The 16,382-nt window shown below is 66.4% G+C and carries 16 protein-coding genes and 2 tRNA genes; 12 read left to right on the top strand and 6 right to left on the bottom strand.

Annotation, left to right across the window (positions count from 1 at the left end; translation table 11 throughout):
* Nucleotides 1-157 precede the first annotated feature (157 nt).
* Entirely contained in the window at nucleotides 158-1,060 is a 903-nt protein-coding gene (locus tag PCK14_RS03045) for an acyl-CoA thioesterase (protein ID WP_269936963.1), read from the bottom strand.
* Between the two features lie 126 nt (nucleotides 1,061-1,186).
* Between PCK14_RS03045 and PCK14_RS03040 the strand changes: the two genes are divergently transcribed.
* The 4 genes from PCK14_RS03040 (at nucleotide 1,187) to PCK14_RS03025 (ending at nucleotide 4,304) form a co-directional block, all read left to right on the top strand.
* Nucleotides 1,187-1,675: an acyl-CoA thioesterase gene (locus PCK14_RS03040; protein WP_269936962.1), complete on the top strand. Its 489-nt coding sequence runs from the start codon at nucleotides 1,187-1,189 to the stop codon at nucleotides 1,673-1,675.
* A complete protein-coding gene (locus PCK14_RS03035; RefSeq protein ID WP_269936961.1) occupies nucleotides 1,672-2,340 on the top strand; it encodes a hypothetical protein in 669 nt (222 codons plus the stop codon). The genes PCK14_RS03040 and PCK14_RS03035 overlap by 4 nt, the downstream gene beginning before the upstream one ends.
* Nucleotides 2,341-2,499: 159 nt before the next feature.
* The gene (locus PCK14_RS03030) at nucleotides 2,500-3,378 is read left to right on the top strand and encodes a hypothetical protein (RefSeq protein WP_269936960.1); all 879 of its coding nucleotides are present in this window, start codon (nucleotides 2,500-2,502) and stop codon (nucleotides 3,376-3,378) included.
* On the top strand, nucleotides 3,378-4,304 hold the full coding sequence (locus tag PCK14_RS03025; protein ID WP_269936959.1) for a hypothetical protein: 927 nt from the start codon (nucleotides 3,378-3,380) through the stop codon (nucleotides 4,302-4,304). The genes PCK14_RS03030 and PCK14_RS03025 overlap by 1 nt, the downstream gene beginning before the upstream one ends.
* 13 nt (nucleotides 4,305-4,317) lie before the next feature.
* Here PCK14_RS03025 and PCK14_RS03020 read toward each other — a convergent pair whose 3' ends face one another.
* The 5 genes from PCK14_RS03020 to pepN all read right to left on the bottom strand — a co-directional run bounded on the left by PCK14_RS03020 (nucleotide 4,318) and on the right by pepN (nucleotide 9,720).
* Nucleotides 4,318-4,734 (bottom strand): globin, encoded by a 417-nt coding sequence (locus PCK14_RS03020; protein WP_269936991.1) that lies wholly within the window; start codon nucleotides 4,732-4,734, stop codon nucleotides 4,318-4,320.
* Nucleotides 4,735-4,844: 110 nt separating this feature from the next.
* Nucleotides 4,845-5,579 carry a mechanosensitive ion channel family protein gene (locus PCK14_RS03015; RefSeq protein WP_269936958.1) on the bottom strand — a complete coding sequence of 245 codons (735 nt, stop codon included), beginning with the start codon at nucleotides 5,577-5,579 and terminating at the stop codon, nucleotides 4,845-4,847.
* 49 nt (nucleotides 5,580-5,628) lie between these two features.
* On the bottom strand, nucleotides 5,629-6,126 hold the full coding sequence (locus PCK14_RS03010) for an OsmC family protein (protein ID WP_269936957.1): 498 nt from the start codon (nucleotides 6,124-6,126) through the stop codon (nucleotides 5,629-5,631).
* 42 nt (nucleotides 6,127-6,168) lie between these two features.
* Nucleotides 6,169-6,984, bottom strand: coding sequence for an SGNH/GDSL hydrolase family protein (locus PCK14_RS03005; RefSeq protein ID WP_269936956.1), 816 nt, complete (start codon nucleotides 6,982-6,984; stop codon nucleotides 6,169-6,171).
* Between the two features lie 186 nt (nucleotides 6,985-7,170).
* Nucleotides 7,171-9,720, bottom strand: a complete 2,550-nt coding sequence (gene pepN / locus PCK14_RS03000) for an aminopeptidase N (RefSeq protein ID WP_269936955.1) — start codon at nucleotides 9,718-9,720, stop codon at nucleotides 7,171-7,173.
* A 219-nt stretch (nucleotides 9,721-9,939) separates the two neighbouring features.
* On the opposite strand from pepN, the gene PCK14_RS02995 reads away from it, so the two are divergent.
* The 8 genes from PCK14_RS02995 (at nucleotide 9,940) to PCK14_RS02960 (ending at nucleotide 16,352) form a co-directional block, all read left to right on the top strand.
* Nucleotides 9,940-10,977: a DUF1648 domain-containing protein gene (locus PCK14_RS02995; RefSeq protein WP_269936954.1), complete on the top strand. Its 1,038-nt coding sequence runs from the start codon at nucleotides 9,940-9,942 to the stop codon at nucleotides 10,975-10,977.
* 4 nt (nucleotides 10,978-10,981) lie between these two features.
* On the top strand, nucleotides 10,982-11,977 hold the full coding sequence (locus PCK14_RS02990; RefSeq protein WP_269936953.1) for a hypothetical protein: 996 nt from the start codon (nucleotides 10,982-10,984) through the stop codon (nucleotides 11,975-11,977).
* Nucleotides 11,978-12,053: 76 nt separating this feature from the next.
* On the top strand, nucleotides 12,054-12,527 hold the full coding sequence (locus PCK14_RS02985) for a ribose-5-phosphate isomerase (RefSeq protein ID WP_269936952.1): 474 nt from the start codon (nucleotides 12,054-12,056) through the stop codon (nucleotides 12,525-12,527).
* 44 nt (nucleotides 12,528-12,571) lie between these two features.
* Nucleotides 12,572-13,564 carry an Fpg/Nei family DNA glycosylase gene (locus PCK14_RS02980; RefSeq protein WP_269936951.1) on the top strand — a complete coding sequence of 331 codons (993 nt, stop codon included), beginning with the start codon at nucleotides 12,572-12,574 and terminating at the stop codon, nucleotides 13,562-13,564.
* A 168-nt stretch (nucleotides 13,565-13,732) separates the two neighbouring features.
* Nucleotides 13,733-13,806: transfer RNA gene (locus PCK14_RS02975), tRNA-Gly, on the top strand.
* A gap of 121 nt (nucleotides 13,807-13,927) precedes the next feature.
* Nucleotides 13,928-14,000: transfer RNA gene (locus PCK14_RS02970), tRNA-Pro, on the top strand.
* Nucleotides 14,001-14,089: 89 nt separating this feature from the next.
* Nucleotides 14,090-15,460, top strand: a complete 1,371-nt coding sequence (gene tig / locus PCK14_RS02965; protein WP_269936950.1) for a trigger factor — start codon at nucleotides 14,090-14,092, stop codon at nucleotides 15,458-15,460.
* Nucleotides 15,461-15,731: 271 nt separating this feature from the next.
* Nucleotides 15,732-16,352, top strand: a complete 621-nt coding sequence (locus PCK14_RS02960) for an ATP-dependent Clp protease proteolytic subunit (protein WP_269936949.1) — start codon at nucleotides 15,732-15,734, stop codon at nucleotides 16,350-16,352.
* Nucleotides 16,353-16,382 lie beyond the last annotated feature (30 nt).

Genomic DNA, 16,382 nt, shown 5'->3' with positions numbered 1-16,382 from the left:
GGGTTGACAGGGCCCATAGAAGGGTCAGTCTGACACTGCAGTCGAAACCAAGACTCGCCAGCACGACCGCCACACCCGGACAGCACCTAAGAAAGCGGCCCCCACCAAAAAAGATGGGAGCCGCTCAACACTGCCTCTTGACAAAACTTCCTACATATCAGTCAGCCAGCGTTCCCTCGGGAATGCGGATCATGCCTTCCTGGGCAACTGTGGCGACCAGCACGCCGTCGCGGTTGAAGAAGCGGCCCAGGTTCAGTCCGCGTGCCTCCGAGGCGCTGGGGGACTCGGCCACGTACAGCAGCCAGTCGTCCACCTGAAGGGGGCGGTGCCACCACATGGCGTGGTCCAGGCTGGCAACGCTGATCCCGGGCATGGCCCAGCTGATGCCGTGGCGGCGCAGCGACGGCTCCAGCAGCGTGTAGTCGCTCGCGTAGGCAAGCGCGGCCCGGTGCAGGTTCTGGTCCTCCGGCATGGGCCCCAGGGTCTTCAGCCATACGGCCGTGTGCGCCACCTTCTCGCCCTTGACGTCGAAGTAGATGTTGTTGCCGACGTGGCGGATGTCGAAGGGCCGCTCGTACGCCCACGCCTGTGCCACTGGGTGGTTGATCGAACCCAGCAGGTCCGCCGAAGTGGGCAGGGTCTCCGGGGCAGGAATGCCCTCCGGCATGGCGTCCTGGTGCTCAATGCCGCTGTCGGGGCGCTGGAACGAGGCGATCATGGACAGGATCGGCACCCCGCCCTGGTAGGCATGGGTGCGGCGGGCCGAGAACGAACGGCCGTCGCGCAGGCGCTGGACCCCAAACGTCAACGGCGCGGCAGCATCGCCCGGGCGCAGGAAATACCCGTGCATGGAGTGCATGAGGTGCTCGCCGCCCACAGTGCGTGCGGCAGCCACCAGCGACTGGGCCAGCACCTGCCCGCCGAAAAGCCTCGGCCGCGGGGCATTTTCGTCCCCGAGCCCCACAAAAATGTCCTCATCTGTCTGAGCCCCTCCCGCATCGGAAAGCTGCAGGATCTGCAGCAGGGTTTCCATGGGGTCCAGCTCTGGCTTCGCATTCATAATCGTGACTCTATGTGTCGGTGTGCCGCTGCGACAAATGGGCACGGCGGCATGAATCGCCCCCGCAGCGTGTGAGCTTTGGTACTTCAATTGGTGGCGCACCTGCCGCTTTGACATGATGAAACCATGGCAGCAGGCATCCAGATCGCACAGCAAATCCGATTCGGCGACATCGACTCGTACCACCACGTCAACAACGTCGTTTTTCTCCAGTACCTGGAGGATGCCCGCGTCCAGCTGACCCACGCCCCCATGCCCGGCGGCGGGACCTTCCAGGACCTGGTTGGCCCGGACCTCTTCACCCTGGTGGGCCGGAACGAAATTGAATACCTGGCGCCCATCACCTTCCGCACCGAGCCGGTCTACGTGAACATCTGGATCACACACATTGGCGGCTCCAGCTTCGACTTCGGCTACACCGTCACCGAGGCCGACACCGCCACCGTCTACGCACAGGCCGCCACCTCGATGGTGCTTGTCTCCCGCACCACGGGCCGCCCCGTCCGCCTCACCGAACTCCAGCGCACCGCCCTGGAAGCCTGGCGCGGCGACCCAGTCCCGTTCCGCCGCTCAGCCCCGCGCACCAAAACACCTGCCGAAGGAACCGCACAGTGACCACCGCAACGAACACCGACGAACTGCTCCTTGAGGACGCCGGCACCGTCGCCGACCTGCGCACCTTCGTGACCCGGGCCCGCACCGCGGACGACGGCGCCATCCGGCTTCAGGGGGCCGGCAACGTTCTCGCCGCGTACGTCTGCGTCATGCGCTCCAAGCTTCTGGGCGAGGGAACCCCCACGGTCCTGGGTCTGCGCACCATGGCGCTGGGCACGCCGTCGAGCATTGATGTGACGGTGTCCCTGGCCTCGGTGGCCGACCGCCTGGCCCGCATGGAGGCCGACGACGTCAGGTTGCCCGTGCCGCCCATGACTGTCAATGAATCATGGGCCGCCGTCAGCGCCCCCCGCGGGGCGTGGCAGGAACTCGGCACTGTGAGCGCAGACGCCCTGATTGCCGTGGCAAAGGCCGGCGTGCAGGAAATTGGCCAGATCATCCCGGTCAACCCGGGTGCCCTGCTGGTCAACAACATCCGTGCCTCCGTATGGGGCCGGCCCATGGAGGGCGTGCCGGGCGAGGTTCCCGGCGGCGCGGCGTTCGCGGCCTACGCACTGGGCTTTGTGGCCCCGGGCGAATCCGGCACCGTCTTCAGTTCGCACAAGTGGCTGCGCATCAGCACCGCCCGCGGCCACATCCTGGTCCGCCCCAAGTCGGTGCTGTAGCAGGCCCCACCGGGCGCGCAAACCCTGAGCGGAAACCCATCCTTGCTGCCTGTTGCGGACTGAGGATAATGGATTTCAAAGCTGGCCCTCCTGCCTGACGACTTCGGGACAACGTCGCCGGGCACCACGTGGGGCCGGTGGTGCTTGGAGGGGGCCGCCATGCTGTCGCGGGCGAAGTCTGGGGAGATCGCAGCTGCCTTGCTCGCCGCCGTCGTCTTGGCGTTGGCAGGCTGCAGCGCCGGAGCGCCAGGCGGTTCCACGCCGTCGTCCGGTGCCCCAACGGCTTCCGCGCCGGACACGACCCAGGCGACGACTGCAGTTCCAAACACGGCATCCACCACAACCGTCCCCACCACGGGTGCATCCGGCCCAAACAACAACGGCCCGCTCGCCTGGGTGCCGCCCGGCCCCGTGGACCCGGCCGACCCTCCCCAAAGCCAGTGGTATCTCTTGCTGGAGGGCAAGGACTGTGATGGCCTGGCGGCAGCTGTGGAAACCGGGAATTCAAGCACTCCTGACGGATTGGCACTGTGGGGTGCAGCCACCGATGCGTGCCGGGCCGTGTATCAAGGGCAGCTCTCGGGGTGGGACGCCGCAGCGGCCGCCCTGGCGCCGCTTCAGGAACCGGAGCCGGAGCGCTGCCTGGATCGGGCCGCGTACCGGTTGGTGGCTGCCCTGCTCGCAGCCCACACCGAGGATCCGGAGGCCCCGCTGGAGCCAGTGCCCGGCACCGGAACTGCCTGCCCGCTGGGCCTGGCCGGGCTGGATGCCCAGGACGGGCAGGGACCGACTGCCACACCCTCCAGCGGCTTGTCGGGTGGCACTTTTCAGCTGGCAGGACGCTTCATTGACGTTGTTGCCCTCATGGTCGGCGAGCAGCGCGTCGCAGTCGAACCAGATCCCTCACAACCCGGACGGTGGGACGTGGTAATGCCAGCAGCTGCTTCTGCCGGAGCCGTCACGGTGACAGCAGAGAGCAGCGCGGGGCCCATCCCCGGCTCGCTCACCTTCACGTACGTGGACGGAAGCGGTGGGTGATGGACGGCGCAGAAAGTCAGGCCGGTGAGGCGAAGGAGGCCGCTGGCGGGGCAAGCTCCGGCCCGAATGTCCAGACCTTGCTGTCCAAGGTCATGGCGGTGGTCTCCTCGATCGGACCGCCCGTCACACTGGCCACGGCCCTGCTGCTGTACTTTGGCTGGGCCCGCTCCGATGCGCAGGCACGCGCCATGGGGCTGGATGTCAGCCTGTTTGGCTATTCCGTGCAGGACTATGCCCTGCGAAGCATCAGGTCGCTGTTCTTTCCCCTGGTCTGCATCCTGCTGGCGGGCCTGCTGTGCCTGGCCGCCGACAACTGGCTCCGCGGCCAGCTGTCCTCCGGAAAACGGGCTGCCTTGGTGGCCCGGATGGCGAGGGCGGCGGCCGTGTTCGGTGTCGTGGTTGCCGCAGCATGCTGGGCGGTGGCCGTTGCCCGACCAACGGGCGCGTTCCTGGTGGTTCCCTACCTCATGGCCGGCGGCGTCCTGCTGGCATGGTGGGGTGTGCGGCTGCGCCGCCTGGCCCTGGCAGGGGAGCGGCCGAATGCCAAGGCGCGTGCCATCATCCAACACAGGGCCCTGGAGGCAACGTTTGCGTTCACTCTGGTGGCGGCGCTGCTGTTCTGGGGAACCTCGGATTTTGCCCAGGTGGTGGGGCGGGGCCAGGCCGCCGCAGTCCAGGCGCAGCTGGCATCTCTGCCGCGCGCGGATGTCTACAGCCACACCGGGCTGTTCATTGGCGCCCCGGGGGTGAAACAGGAGGTGCTGGGAACAGCCGAGGCACCCGTCTACAAATACACCGGCCTGCACCTGCTGGTGGCCAGCGGCGGCCGCTTCTTCCTGCTGCCGGACAGCTGGACGCTCGGCAGTGGCACAGTGGTGGTGCTGCCGGACAATGATTCCGTCCGGCTGGAGCTGGGCAGGCACTAGGGCCGGGCGGTTCCTAGGCGGAGTTGACCAGCGAGTGGGCGGCCCGCTCCAGATAGTCCCACAGGGTGGCCTCGTGCATGGGGGACAGGCCAGCGGCGTCCACGCCCTTGCGCATGGCGGCGAGCCAGTGGTCGCGGGCCTCCGGAGTTACGGCGAAGGGGACGTGGCGCATGCGCAGGCGCGGGTGGCCGCGTTCCTCCAGGTACGTGCGCGGGCCGCCCCAGTACTGCTCAATGAACATGAGCATGCGCTGCTCGGCGGGGCCCAGATCCTCCTCGGGGTACATGGCGCGCAGCAGGGGATCGGCGGCCACGCCCTGGTAGAAGACGTGGATGATCTTGCTGAACGTCTCGTGCCCGCCCACCTGCCCGTAGAAGGTGTCGGCGTAGTCCGCCGGTTCGTCCTCCTCGGGGCGCTCGGCTTCGGGCATCTTGCCGGTCAGCGGCAGCAGGCTGGCCGGCGCTTCGCCCAGGCGTGTGGGGTCCAGCGCAGGCTTTGCGGGGCTGGTGGGGATTTGCTCGTTGCTCATGGCCATGCCTTCTATTCTGCTGATTCGTTTGCTTCGCCGGACGCGGATCCGGACGCGGACGACGCCGGGGGCGCACCTTGCGCCGGGGCGGCACCGCCCGCTGCGGGAACGGGTTCGGCGTCTTCCTCGGGGGCCTTGTAGTTGCCCTTGGAGCGGTTGCCCAGGCGCAGGATCTCGCCGTTGCGCAGGTACCAGAGCGTGCCGTCCTCGGCCAGGACGCGCGTGATGCGCAGGCCCACGTACTCAACCGTGCCGATGACCTCGCTGGTCTGGATGACGTCGCCAATGCCGTACTGGTCTTCCAGGGCGATGAAGATCCCGGCGAGGAAGTCGCGGATGAGCTGCTGACAGCCAAAGCCGATCGCGATGCCGAGGACGCCAACGCTGGCCAGCAGCGGGGCAATGTCAATCTCGAAAGCAATCAGCACGTAGAAGCCAGTCACCATGGCAACCACGGCTGTCACCACGGAGTTCAACAGGGAACCAATGGTCTTGGCACGCTGCACGCGTCGTTCATTGTCCAAGGCGCGGGTGACGGGGTCGATGGTGCGCAGCATCGGGGCGGCCCAGCGCAGCGAGCCGTGCGCCAGCGGCGTCCGCTCCACCATGGCCCGCTTGACCACAAGGCGGATCGCGTAGTGCAGCACCAGCCACACGAGCAGGCCCACGGCAATCGTGATGCCGGCCTGGGCCAGGCGGTCGAAGAAGTTTTCGTCGGGGCCGTCGAAGATGTTGGCTGCTTGCACGCGCGCTCTACCTAAGGTTTCGTCGATGGTGGTTGGGGCTCCATCAACCCTAGCGCGGAAGCTGCGCCGTTTGCTCCCGTTCCAGCAGGCCAGGCTCGTGGTGCACGGGGAAGTTGACGCTGCGGGCAATGAAACACTTCGCTGCGGCCTCGGCGTGGAGTGTCAGTGCCAATTCCGCCGTTGCGGGGTCGGCCACGTCAACGTGGGGGTGCAGCGTGACCGATTCGAACTGGCCGCTGCCGTCGGGGTTCATGACCATGGTGCCGGTGGCGGCATCCTGGTACCTGGTCACGACCACCCCGTGCAGCACCGCGACGTGCAGGTAGGAAAGCATGTGGCACTGTGCCAGCGCCGTCACGAGCAGCAGTTCAGGGTTCCACCGGTCCCGGTCCCCGTGGAAGGTCCTGTCGGCCGAGCCGAGCAGCGACGGAAGGCCCGCGGCCGTGACGGTGTGGTCACGGCCGTAGGCCTTGTAGGCGGACGTTCCGGTTCCCCGGTTCCCGGTCCAGTGGACGGCAATTTCATAGTTGTGGGTGTTCAAGGCCATGGAACAAGCGTAGCGGCCGGGGATGCCGATCCAACGGCCCGCTCAGAGGAAGATCCTCAGGGCTGCCGCATAGCCGTTTCGGTAGCCGGCTTCCGTGGGGTGGAACACGAACGGGCTCGGGTCCATAGGGCCGATGATCCACTGGGTTGCGGACGGGATTCCGTGGCCGGCGAAGGCCCAGGCCACCGGCACATAGCGGGCGCCACTGCTCAGCGCCGACGTGGCAATGACGGCGTTGAGCAGTCCGGCCGCGCCGTTCATGAGCCGCGCAGCCTTGACCTGGTCGGCGGAGTAGCCCGACAGGGCCATGTTGGCTGGTTCAAACAATGCCGGATAGCCAAGGAGTGCCACCTTTGCCGATGGCACCTGGGCCTTGATCGCCCTCACCAGTTCCTTGATCTTGGTGGGCAGTTGCCCCAGTTTCTGCAGCGACGTGGCCAGTGCGGCACTGCACTGGCTGCTTTGCGGCGCCGCGGTGCAGGCCAGTGAGACATCGCCGGTGCCGATGTCGTTGCCACCCACCGTCAGCGTGACCAGCTTGGTGGTTGGTGGGATGAACGGCACCTGCCTTTCCAGCACGTTCGTCGTGGTGGCGCCGTAGCAGGCCAGGTTCAGCATGGTCCGCCCGGTTGCCGCAGCGTACACGCTGCCGTAGCTGTTGGGGCTTTGCAGGCAGGGGAGCGCTTCACTGCCGCCGCCGGTGCCTGCCGAATAGGAATCGCCGAGCACCGTGTAGGTGACTGGCGGAGCGGACTGGGCGATGGCCGGCACGCCGGCGAGTCCTGCAATGAGCCCAAGTCCCAGCAAGGCCGCGGCGCCTGTGCGCGCGGCCAACTTCCTGAATGATAACGAGTGCATGCGCTGACCGTACGCCCCCAAGGCCCGGCAGCGGTAGACTTTGCCGCACGGAAGTTTTGGACGTTTCCGCGGCCGTGGAAACGTGCATCAACGCATGAAAAAATGCCTTCCGCGAGCGGCGAGGGGCCGGTCGCGGAAGGCATTTTTTGGCGGAATGCCAGCGGACTGGACGCCCGCGGGCCGGTGCTAGATGTCGGCCGCCTGGGCACGCAGCGCGCGGGCCACGGAGTCGCGGCTTTCCACCAGCAGGCGGCGCAGCGCGGGGGCCTCGGTGCCCAGCCCGGCCAGGAACGTGTCCGTGGCATCAAGCGTTGCCTGGGACACCAGCTGCACGGGGTACAGGCCCGTGATGATGGTCGACGCCGTCTCGTATGACTTGCTGCCCCACACCCCGCGGATCGCCGCAAAGTACTTGGCCACATAGGGCTCCAGCAGCGCCGTGTCCCACACCTTGGTGAAGCCGGAAATGGCGGCACGCTGCACGGCGTTGGCGCCGTCGCCGCGGACCACCACGGCATCCCAGGTTTCGGCCTTGCCTGCCGCGGTGGGAATGGCGGCCTTGGCGGTCGCGGCCGCAAGCTGGCCGTTCTGGGTGTTGTCCAAGGCCAGGGCGGCGTCGACCACGGAGGCGTCTGCCCGGCCGCCGGCGGCGAGGGAGATGATGAACTCCCAGCGCATGTCGGTGTCCAGCGCCAGCTCGTCCAGTTGCTGCTTGCCGTCCAGCAGTGCCTGGACCAGGTCCAGCTGCGCCGGCGACTGTGCGTGGGCGGCAAACGCCTTCACGAACTGCAACTGGGCGTCGGAGCCGGCGGCAGCGCCGCGTGCCAGTTCCCACAGGGTGTCGGCGGCGGCCAGGTGCGTGGCCTGCTGGTGATCGGGGGCAACGTAGTACGTCAGCGCCGTGGACAGCTGGCGCAGCAGCACCATGATGACTGTGGAGTCCGTCTCGTGGCCCACCGTGGCAAGCACAAAGTCAACGTATGCGCGGGCCGGGGTTTCGCCGTCGCGCGCGGCATCCCAGGCGGAGGCCGAGACCAGGGTGCGGGGCAGCGACTCCTTGAAGTCCTTCAGGTGCGTCTTGGCCGTGTCCAGCGACTGGGCGTCAAGACGGATCTTGGCGTAGGCCAGGTCGTCGTCGTTGAGCAGGACCAGTGCGGGGCGCTGCAGGCCCACAAGCTCGGGAACGGGCGTGGAGGCTCCGTCAACGTCCAGCTCCACGCGGTGCGTGCGGACCAGCTTTCCGGCATCCTCACCGGATTCGGCCAGGTTGTAGAAGCCCACGGCCGCGCGGTGGGGGCGCAGCACGGGGTGCTCGGCCACGGCCGACTGGAGGATCGAGAACGAGGTGATTACGCCGTCGTCCGCCACCTCGATGGCCGGCTTGAAGGTGTTCACGCCGGCCGTCTCGAGCCATTTTTCCGTCCAGGCGGAGAGGTCGCGGCCGCTGGCGGCCTCCAGCTCCACCATGAGGTCGGGCAGTTCCGTGTTGCCCCAGGCGTGCTTGGCGAAGTAGGCGCGCACGCCGGCCATGAATTCCTCCTGGCCCACCCAGGCCACGAGCTGGCGCAGCACCGAGGCACCCTTGGCATAGGTGATGCCGTCAAAGTTGACCAGCACGTCCTCGAGGTCGTTGATCTCGGCCTTGATGGGGTGCGTGGAGGGCAGCTGGTCCTGGCGGTACGCCCAGCTCTTCTCCAGCGAGGAGAAGGTGGTCCAGGAGTCCACGTACTTGGTGTTCTCGGCGGCGGCCAGGGTGGACATGAACTCCGCGAAGGATTCGTTGAGCCACAGGTCGTTCCACCAGCGCATGGTCACGAGGTCGCCGAACCACATGTGTGCGAGCTCGTGCAGGATGGTGATGGCGCGGCGTTCCACCATGGCGTCGGTGACCTTGGAGCGGAACACGTAGCTTTCCAGGAACGTCACCGCACCCGCGTTTTCCATGGCGCCGGCGTTGAATTCGGGCACGAACAGCTGGTCGTACTTGGGGAACGGGTACGGGAAGCCGAACTGCTTTTCAAAGAACTCGAAGCCCTGGCGGGTCAGCTCAAACACGTTGTCCGCGTCCAGGAACTCCATGAGCGACTTGCGTGCAAAAACGCCCAGCGGGATGGTGCGGCCGTCGGAGCTGGTCAGCTCGGAACGCACGCTCTCGTAGGGGCCGGCAATGAGGGCCGTGATGTAGCTGGACATGGTCAGCGTGGGCTCAAAGTGCCAGGTCGCCTTGCCCTCGCCGGCGGCCTCGGGGGCCGGGGTGGGGGAGTTGGAGATGACGTCCCAGTGGGAAGGGGCGGTGACGTGGAAGGCAAAGGTGGCCTTCTGGTCGGGCTGCTCGAACACGGCAAACATGCGGCGGGAATCCGGCACCTCGAACTGGCTGTACAGATACACCTCGCCGTCCACGGGGTCCACAAAGCGGTGCAGGCCCTCGCCCGTGTTCATGAACAAGGCGTCGGCCTTGACGGTGAGCACATTGTCCGCGGCGAGCTGGGGCAGCTGGATGCGAACGCCGTCGGACACTGTGGCGGGGTCGAGCTCCACGCCGTTGAGGGTCACCTGGTGGACCTTGTGGGTCACGGCGTCAATGAACGACGACGAACCCTCCTTCGCGGTGAACCTCACCGTGGTGGTGGAGGCGAAGGTGGTGTCCGAGGTGGTCAGGTCCAGGGCCACGTCGTAGCTGGTGGCGGTCAAGGTTGCTGTGCGCTCGATGGCTTCGGCGCGTGTGAGATTCATGCCAGGCAAGGTGATGCCTTCCGTTCAGTCTGGGATTGTGCCGTGTTCTTCTCCGGACGGGACCCCATTGGCCCGGCCGTGGCTTGCATTGAGTGTCCCACGTTACTCCGGGCCGGGACGGAACTGAACTTGTCCCGGCCTTGCGCATGGGGCAGGGTTGATGCGGTACTGCGCCGGGAAATTGACCCGGCACGCGTTCACGATTTTTTGGGGGAATCAATGGGGGAGAAGGTCCGCAGCATTGCGGCAGAGGCCAACTACAACCGGCGGTGGCTGATCGGGTTGATCGCCGGCCCCCTGTTGCTGGGCGTCTTGGCCGCCGCATGGATCCTGTCCGTGGCCGGCAGGCTGCCGGCCGAGATTGCCTCGCATTGGAACGGCAGTGGCGCGGTGGACGGCTGGATCTCCGTGCCCGGGGCAGCCTGGATGGCTGTGGGCATGGGCGCTCTGGGCGCCGTCATTGCGCCGATGGCGGTGCTCCTCCGGGCACAGTCCCTGTTGGCGGCCCGCATCGGGGTGGGCTTTGGCCTGGTGTTCAGTGTGGCCACGGTTGCCCTGTCCGTGGCCATGGTGGCCGGGCAGCTGGATTTGGCGGACACGTCCCAGGCTGAACTTTCGGGCCCGGTCATGGCGGCCGGCATTGCGGCCGCCTTCGTGGCGGGCTGCGCCGGCATGTTGCTCTACAGCCCCGGGGAGGTGGACCGCACACAGGACGTCGGGGTTCTGGCGGCCAATGAAGAAGCAGTGTCCGGCGACTCGGTCCTGGCCGCGGAAGCCCAGGACCGTGCTGCCCGGGGCGAAACCCTGAGGATCAAGGTCACCATGGGCCGGTGGTCCTGGGCGCTGAGCCTGGGTGTTGGCGCCGTGGTCGGGGTGGGCACGTTCTTCATCTTCCCCGCTTTGGCGGTGCTGGGCGTGGTGGTTGCCGCCATCATCTGGGTGTTCACCTCTGGTACGGCGGTCATCGGCCCGGACGGCGTGATGGTGCTGGCCGCAGGACGGTGGAAGATCATGCCTCTGGCATGGAAGGAAGTCCGGGGCGCCTTGGTGGAGGACATCAAGGCCCTGGATTACGGCGGCTGGGGCTACCGCATGGGCGGCGGCAGCATTGGCTTCATCATGGCCAGCGGCCCGGCCCTGGTCCTGGAGGCGGGCTGTCACCAGAAGTACGTCATCTCCATGCCTGATGTTGCCACGGCTGCGAAAGCTGCCGCGCTGGCCAATGCTTACGTCCTCGCCCCAACAGTGAAAAAATAGACGCATGGGAGCTGACGGAAGCCACGATTCCAGCACCGGACGCCACCTGGACGCCCGGGCACTGCGCTTTGCCGTGGTCTTCCCCATGCTCCTCTCCTTGGGGCTGGTGGCCGGCGGCCTCATGGTGGGCGGGCAGCTTGCCGGAGGTGCCGAACTGCCCTGGGGTGGGGGACCCGTTCCCCTGGCCGTGTTCCTTGCCGCGGGTGTGGCCGCCATCCTGCTGCTGGGGGCCGGCATAGGCAGCCTTGGAGCCCGGACCACGCTGCCGCGGACATCACGGCGCGTCCTGCTGGGCGTCGCCATGGCCCTGCAACTGGCGGCCTGCACCTTGTTCGCGGCGGCCCTGCTGGGCCAGACAGGCCAGGGCGAGCTGCCCGCCGTGCGCATTGACGGCTACGTCATGCTCATGGGATCCGGGCTGGCCGCCGCCATGGGTGTGGTGCTTGCCCTGACCTTCAAGCCGGATGAGCAGTGGAGCCCCGCGGACGACGCCGCCCTGGCGGCACTCGTGGAGACCACGGAGGACCCGGCCGCGGCCCGCGACCGAATGGGCTACTTCCTGCATCCGCGCAGTTCGGTGATTGTCATGATCCTGCTGGCGGCCGTCCTGCCCGGAAGCCTCCTGGCCCTGCTCTCGCCGTGGATCCTGCCGGCCCTGGTGCTCGCCGCGCTTGTGGTGGTTGCCCTGCTGTGTGCCACCGTCCAGGTGGACCGGAGCCAGCTCACGGTCAAGCTGCTGGGATTCATCCCCGCCCTGGTGGCACCTTGCGAGGGGATCGACGTGGCCGTTTCCCTTGACGTTGCGGCGCGGGACCACGGCGGCTGGGGCCTGCGCAGGCACAGCGGCTCCGCCACGTTTCTGGCGAAGTCGGGTGCCGCCGTCGTGATTCGGCAAAACAATGGCGGCACCGTGGTTGTCGGGGCGCCCGATCTCGACACGGCCGACGAACTCGCGGCAATCCTCAACCGCCGGGCCGGGAAATCACCGGGGCACCGGTAACGCGGGGCATCGGCATGCCCCGGCCATGGGTAGGCTTGATGCGGCACACACCACACCGAACAACGAAGGATTCCTCATGCGCGTTCACATTGCGACCGACCACGCCGGCATGGAGCTCAGCGCCCACCTCATCACCGAGCTGGCTGCCAAGGGCTACGAAATGGTGGACCACGGCCCCGCCGCCTACGACGCCGAGGATGACTACCCGTCCTTCTGCATCAATGCCGCCCTCGCCGTGGTGGCCGACCAGGCTGCCGGCGTCGACGCGCTGGGCATTGTGCTGGGCGGTTCCGGCAACGGCGAACAGATTGCCGCCAACAAGGTCAAGGGCGTGCGCGCAGCACTGGCCTGGAACCACTCCACCGCCACCCTGGCCCGCGAGCACAACGACGCCAACGTCATTGCTGTGGGCGGGCGCCAGCACAGCGTCGAGGAAGCCACGGCCATCATCGAGGCGTTCCTGGCCGAGCCTTTCAGCAATGCCGAACGCCACGTGCGCCGCATTGGCAAGATCGCCACGTACGAGACCACGGGCGAAATCGTCGAGTAGTCATTTGGCATTCACAGGGGCACGTGCGGGAGATTCGGTGATCCATGCCTGAGGGACACTCCGTCCACCGCCTGGCCCGGCAGTTCGGCGACGTCTTTGGCGGCGCCGAACTGGCCGTGTCCAGCCCGCAGGGCAAATTCGCCTCTGGAGCGCAGCTGCTGGACGGCCATGTGCTGGAGCGGGCCGAGGCGCACGGCAAGCAAATGTTCCTGCGCTTCTCCCATGACCTGGTGCTGCGGGTCCACCTGGGCCTGTACGGCGCCTGGGACTTTGGCGGCGATTCCACGTTCACCGGGGCATCAAGCATCGGCGCCCCTCGCCGGATCGGCGAACAGGAAGTTGGCGGCGACGGGGCCGCTGACGAGGGCGGCGCCGGGGGAGGACGTGGGGACTACAGCGGCCCGCCCGAACCCAAGGGTGCCGTCCGCGTCCGCCTGGTCTCGGCCCACGGGTGGGCGGACCTGCGCGGACCCACGGCCTGCGAGGTGCTGACCCCGGCCGAATCGGCGGTGGTGCGCGACAAGCTGGGCCCCGACCCGCTGAACAACCTGCCAGGCGACGCGGCGGAATTTGCGCGCCGGATCCGCAAGAGCTCCACAGGCATTGCCCTGCAGCTCATGAAGCAGGAGGTCCTGGCCGGCGTGGGCAATGTGTACCGTGCCGAGGTGCTGTTCCGCCTGGGCCTGGACCCCATGCTGCCGGGCAGGAGCCTGCAACAAGGAGAGGCACTGGCCCTGTGGGACGACGTGGCCCGGACGATGGCCGACGGCGTCCGGGACGGGCGCATCGTCACCACCGAACTCACCGACCGGCCCTCGGGCCTGGGCGCGGAAGTGGGACAAGGACTGGCGGCTGCCGGATCGTTTGCGGGGGCGCCTGCCGGGTTGCAGCAACCCAATAGGGACGTGCCCGTGGCCGATGCCCACTACGTCTACAAGCGGGAGGGCCAGCCCTGCCGGCATTGCGGCACAGGCATCGCCATGAAGGAACTCGGTGGGCGGAAACTGTATTGGTGCCCGGCCTGCCAAGCCGGCTGATTCCGGACAATGACACCGATCCCGCTTTCCGCGCCCGGGATTCCGGGCGCGGAAAGCGGGATCGGTGTCATTTTTCAAGGCCGCCGGACCACGATTTGCGGGACAGGCAAAGGGGTTGATACTGTTACGGAGTTGTTCGGCCAAAAGCCGAAAAACCCCCGATATCTCGGGGGCGTAGCTTAATGGTAAAGCCTCAGTCTTCCAAACTGATTACGCGGGTTCGATTCCCGTCGCCCCCTCCAAAATAAAGAATCCCCGGCCCGCTGGCCGGGGATTTTTTGTTGCCCCGCAAGGCAAGGCAGTGCCCGGCGGGGGCGATTGTGCATCTGGGAACCTTTGCCCGTAGACTGTTCCGGGCAACTACGGGGCGTAGCGTAGTGGCTAGCGCGCCTGCTTTGGGAGCAGGAGACCGCAGGTTCGAGTCCTGTCGCCCCGACTTCAGCATTATCCGGTTCACGTTTGGTCAGTGACTGCCCATGTGCTGGGCCTAAATATCCATCAACAGACCATCAGGAGTACCACGCTGTGAAGAGCGCTGTCGAAACCCTCACACCCACTCGTGTAAAGCTCGATGTTGAGGTTTCCTTTGAGGAATTGAAGCCCAGCATCACCGAGGCTTACAAGACCATTGGTACGCAGGTCCAGGTACCCGGCTTCCGCAAGGGCAAGGTCCCCAACTCGCTGATCGATCAGCGCGTTGGCCGCGGCTACGTCCTGGAAACCGCCATCAACTCCGGCCTCAACGGCTGGTACCAGGAAGCCGTTGTCGAAAACAAGCTCATCCCCTTGAGCCGTCCCGAGGTTGAAATCACCGAGGTTCCGGACCCCTCCGGCACCGACGGCGTGGTCAAGTTCCAGGTTGAACTGGACATCCGCCCCGAGATCGAGCTGCCCGCCTACGAAGGCCTCGAGGTCGAGGTTGCCGCTGTTGAGGCTTCCGAAGAAGACACCACCAAGGCACTGGACGAGCTCCGCGGCCGCTTCGGCACGCTGAAGGTTGAAGACCGCCCGGCCGCCGAGGGTGACTTCCTCACCATCAACATCGACGCCAAGATCGACGGCGAAGAGGTTGACTCCGCTGCCGACCTGTCCTACCAGATCGGTGCCGGCAACATGCTGGACGGCCTGGACGAGGCTGCAACCGGCCTGTCCGCCGGCGAAGAGGCAATCTTCAACACCAAGCTGGCCGGCGGCGAGCACGCAGGTGAAGAAGCACAGGTCACCGTCAAGGTCACCTCCGTGAAGGTCCGCGAACTGCCCGAGGCAAACGACGACTTCGCACAGCTGGCTTCCGAGTTCGACACCATTGCCGAACTGAAGGAAGACCTGGCCAAGCAGGCCGCCGAATCCAAGACCGTCGAGCAGGGTGTTGAGGCCCGCGACAAGGTCCTGGAGAAGCTCGTTGCACTCGTCGAGGTTCCGGTTCCGGACTCCGTCATCGCCGAGCAGCTCGAGCAGCACTTCCGCCCCGAGAACTCACACGGCGCCGAAGAGCACGACACCGAGGAGCACCGCGCCGAGGTCAAGGAAAACACCGAGAAGGCCTTCCGCAACGAGATCATCCTCGACGCCATTGCAGAGAAGGAAGAAGTCAGCGTCAGCCAGGCTGAACTGATCGACTACATCGTCTCCTCGGCCAGCCAGTACGGCATGGACCCGAACCAGTTCGCACAGATGCTGGATTCCTCCGGCCAGGTCAACATGATCGTTGGCGAAGTCCGCCGCCGCAAGGCACTTGCCGCAGTCCTGGGCAAGGCCGTTGTGAAGGACTCCGAAGGTGCCGTTGTGGACCTGACCGACTTCGTCTCAGTCGCTTCCGAAGAAGAAGAGATTGCCGGCGAGGACGAGGTCATCGAGGCCACCGCAGTGAGCGATCCGGGCGAAGCCCGCATCTAATTTCCCACCAGGGAAACCATGTGAATTACCGGCCGCTGCCGGCCACCTCCCGAGGGGCCGGCAGCGGCTTTTTCATGCCCGCATTCAACACCGCCGCGGAGCGGAATGTTCCCCTGTCCGCCCAAGGCGCAGCGATCGTGCGCCGACAGCGAACAGCGCACCCGTGGGGGCCAAATGGGCGCCGAAAAGGGCTACTGTCCAAGTAGTGAACATCAGTGATGGTCACGCCGGGCCCGCCCGGCGGGCCGCACGAAGGAGAGGTAAACCCACCATGGCACAGCACACCACCCCCACGATGGCCGGCGCGGAGTCCAACGGCTCGGACCAGTACATCTACAACCGCCTGCTGAAGGAACGCATCATTTGGCTGGGCTCGGAAGTCCGTGATGACAACGCCAACCTGATCTGCTCGCAGCTGCTGCTGCTCTCGGCCGAGGACCCGGAAAAGGACATCTACCTTTACATCAACTCTCCCGGCGGCTCGGTGACTGCCGGCATGGCCATCTACGACACCATGGAGTTCATCCCGAACGACGTCGTCACGGTCGCCACAGGCCTGGCCGCCTCGATGGGCCAGTTCCTGCTCTCCTCGGGCACCAAGGGCAAGCGCTACGCCACGCCCAACGCCCGCGTCCTCATGCACCAGCCCTCCGGCGGCATTGGCGGAACGGCGTCGGACATCAAGATCCAGGCCGAGCTGATCCTGCACATGAAGAAGGTCATGGCCGAGCTGACAGCCGAGCAGACCGGCCAGAGCGTGGAAAAGATCCTTACGGACAACGACCGCGACAAGTGGTTCACGGCCCAGGAAGCGCTGGAATACGGCTTCTTCGACAAGATCGCCCGCCACGCAGGAACCGTCGCCGGTGGCGGCGGAACCAGCGCCAAGTAAAGCAAGCCAAAGAGAATCCTAGAATTCAGG

Origin of the sequence: Arthrobacter sp. HY1533 (genome assembly GCF_027568515.1) — a bacterium.
In the GTDB taxonomy this organism is placed as follows: domain Bacteria; phylum Actinomycetota; class Actinomycetes; order Actinomycetales; family Micrococcaceae; genus Specibacter.
This window is presented reverse-complemented; position numbering and strand designations above follow the sequence as displayed.

Bases quoted from the DNA above. Each gene is read 5' to 3' on its own strand.
- PCK14_RS03025 (WP_269936959.1), top strand. From the start codon at position 3,378: ATGGACGGCGCAGAAAGTCAGGCCGGTGAGGCGAAGGAGGCCGCTGGC.
- PCK14_RS02980 (WP_269936951.1), top strand. From the start codon at position 12,572: ATGCCTGAGGGACACTCCGTCCACCGCCTGGCCCGGCAGTTCGGCGAC.
- PCK14_RS02985 (WP_269936952.1), top strand. From the start codon at position 12,054: ATGCGCGTTCACATTGCGACCGACCACGCCGGCATGGAGCTCAGCGCC.
- PCK14_RS02960 (WP_269936949.1), top strand. From the start codon at position 15,732: ATGGCACAGCACACCACCCCCACGATGGCCGGCGCGGAGTCCAACGGC.
- PCK14_RS02990 (WP_269936953.1), top strand. From the start codon at position 10,982: ATGGGAGCTGACGGAAGCCACGATTCCAGCACCGGACGCCACCTGGAC.
- PCK14_RS03030 (WP_269936960.1), top strand. From the start codon at position 2,500: ATGCTGTCGCGGGCGAAGTCTGGGGAGATCGCAGCTGCCTTGCTCGCC.
- PCK14_RS03005 (WP_269936956.1), bottom strand. From the start codon at position 6,984: ATGCACTCGTTATCATTCAGGAAGTTGGCCGCGCGCACAGGCGCCGCG.
- PCK14_RS03010 (WP_269936957.1), bottom strand. From the start codon at position 6,126: ATGGCCTTGAACACCCACAACTATGAAATTGCCGTCCACTGGACCGGG.
- pepN (WP_269936955.1), bottom strand. From the start codon at position 9,720: ATGAATCTCACACGCGCCGAAGCCATCGAGCGCACAGCAACCTTGACC.
- PCK14_RS03045 (WP_269936963.1), bottom strand. From the start codon at position 1,060: ATGAATGCGAAGCCAGAGCTGGACCCCATGGAAACCCTGCTGCAGATC.
- PCK14_RS02995 (WP_269936954.1), top strand. From the start codon at position 9,940: ATGGGGGAGAAGGTCCGCAGCATTGCGGCAGAGGCCAACTACAACCGG.
- PCK14_RS03020 (WP_269936991.1), bottom strand. From the start codon at position 4,734: ATGCCCGAAGCCGAGCGCCCCGAGGAGGACGAACCGGCGGACTACGCC.
- PCK14_RS03040 (WP_269936962.1), top strand. From the start codon at position 1,187: ATGGCAGCAGGCATCCAGATCGCACAGCAAATCCGATTCGGCGACATC.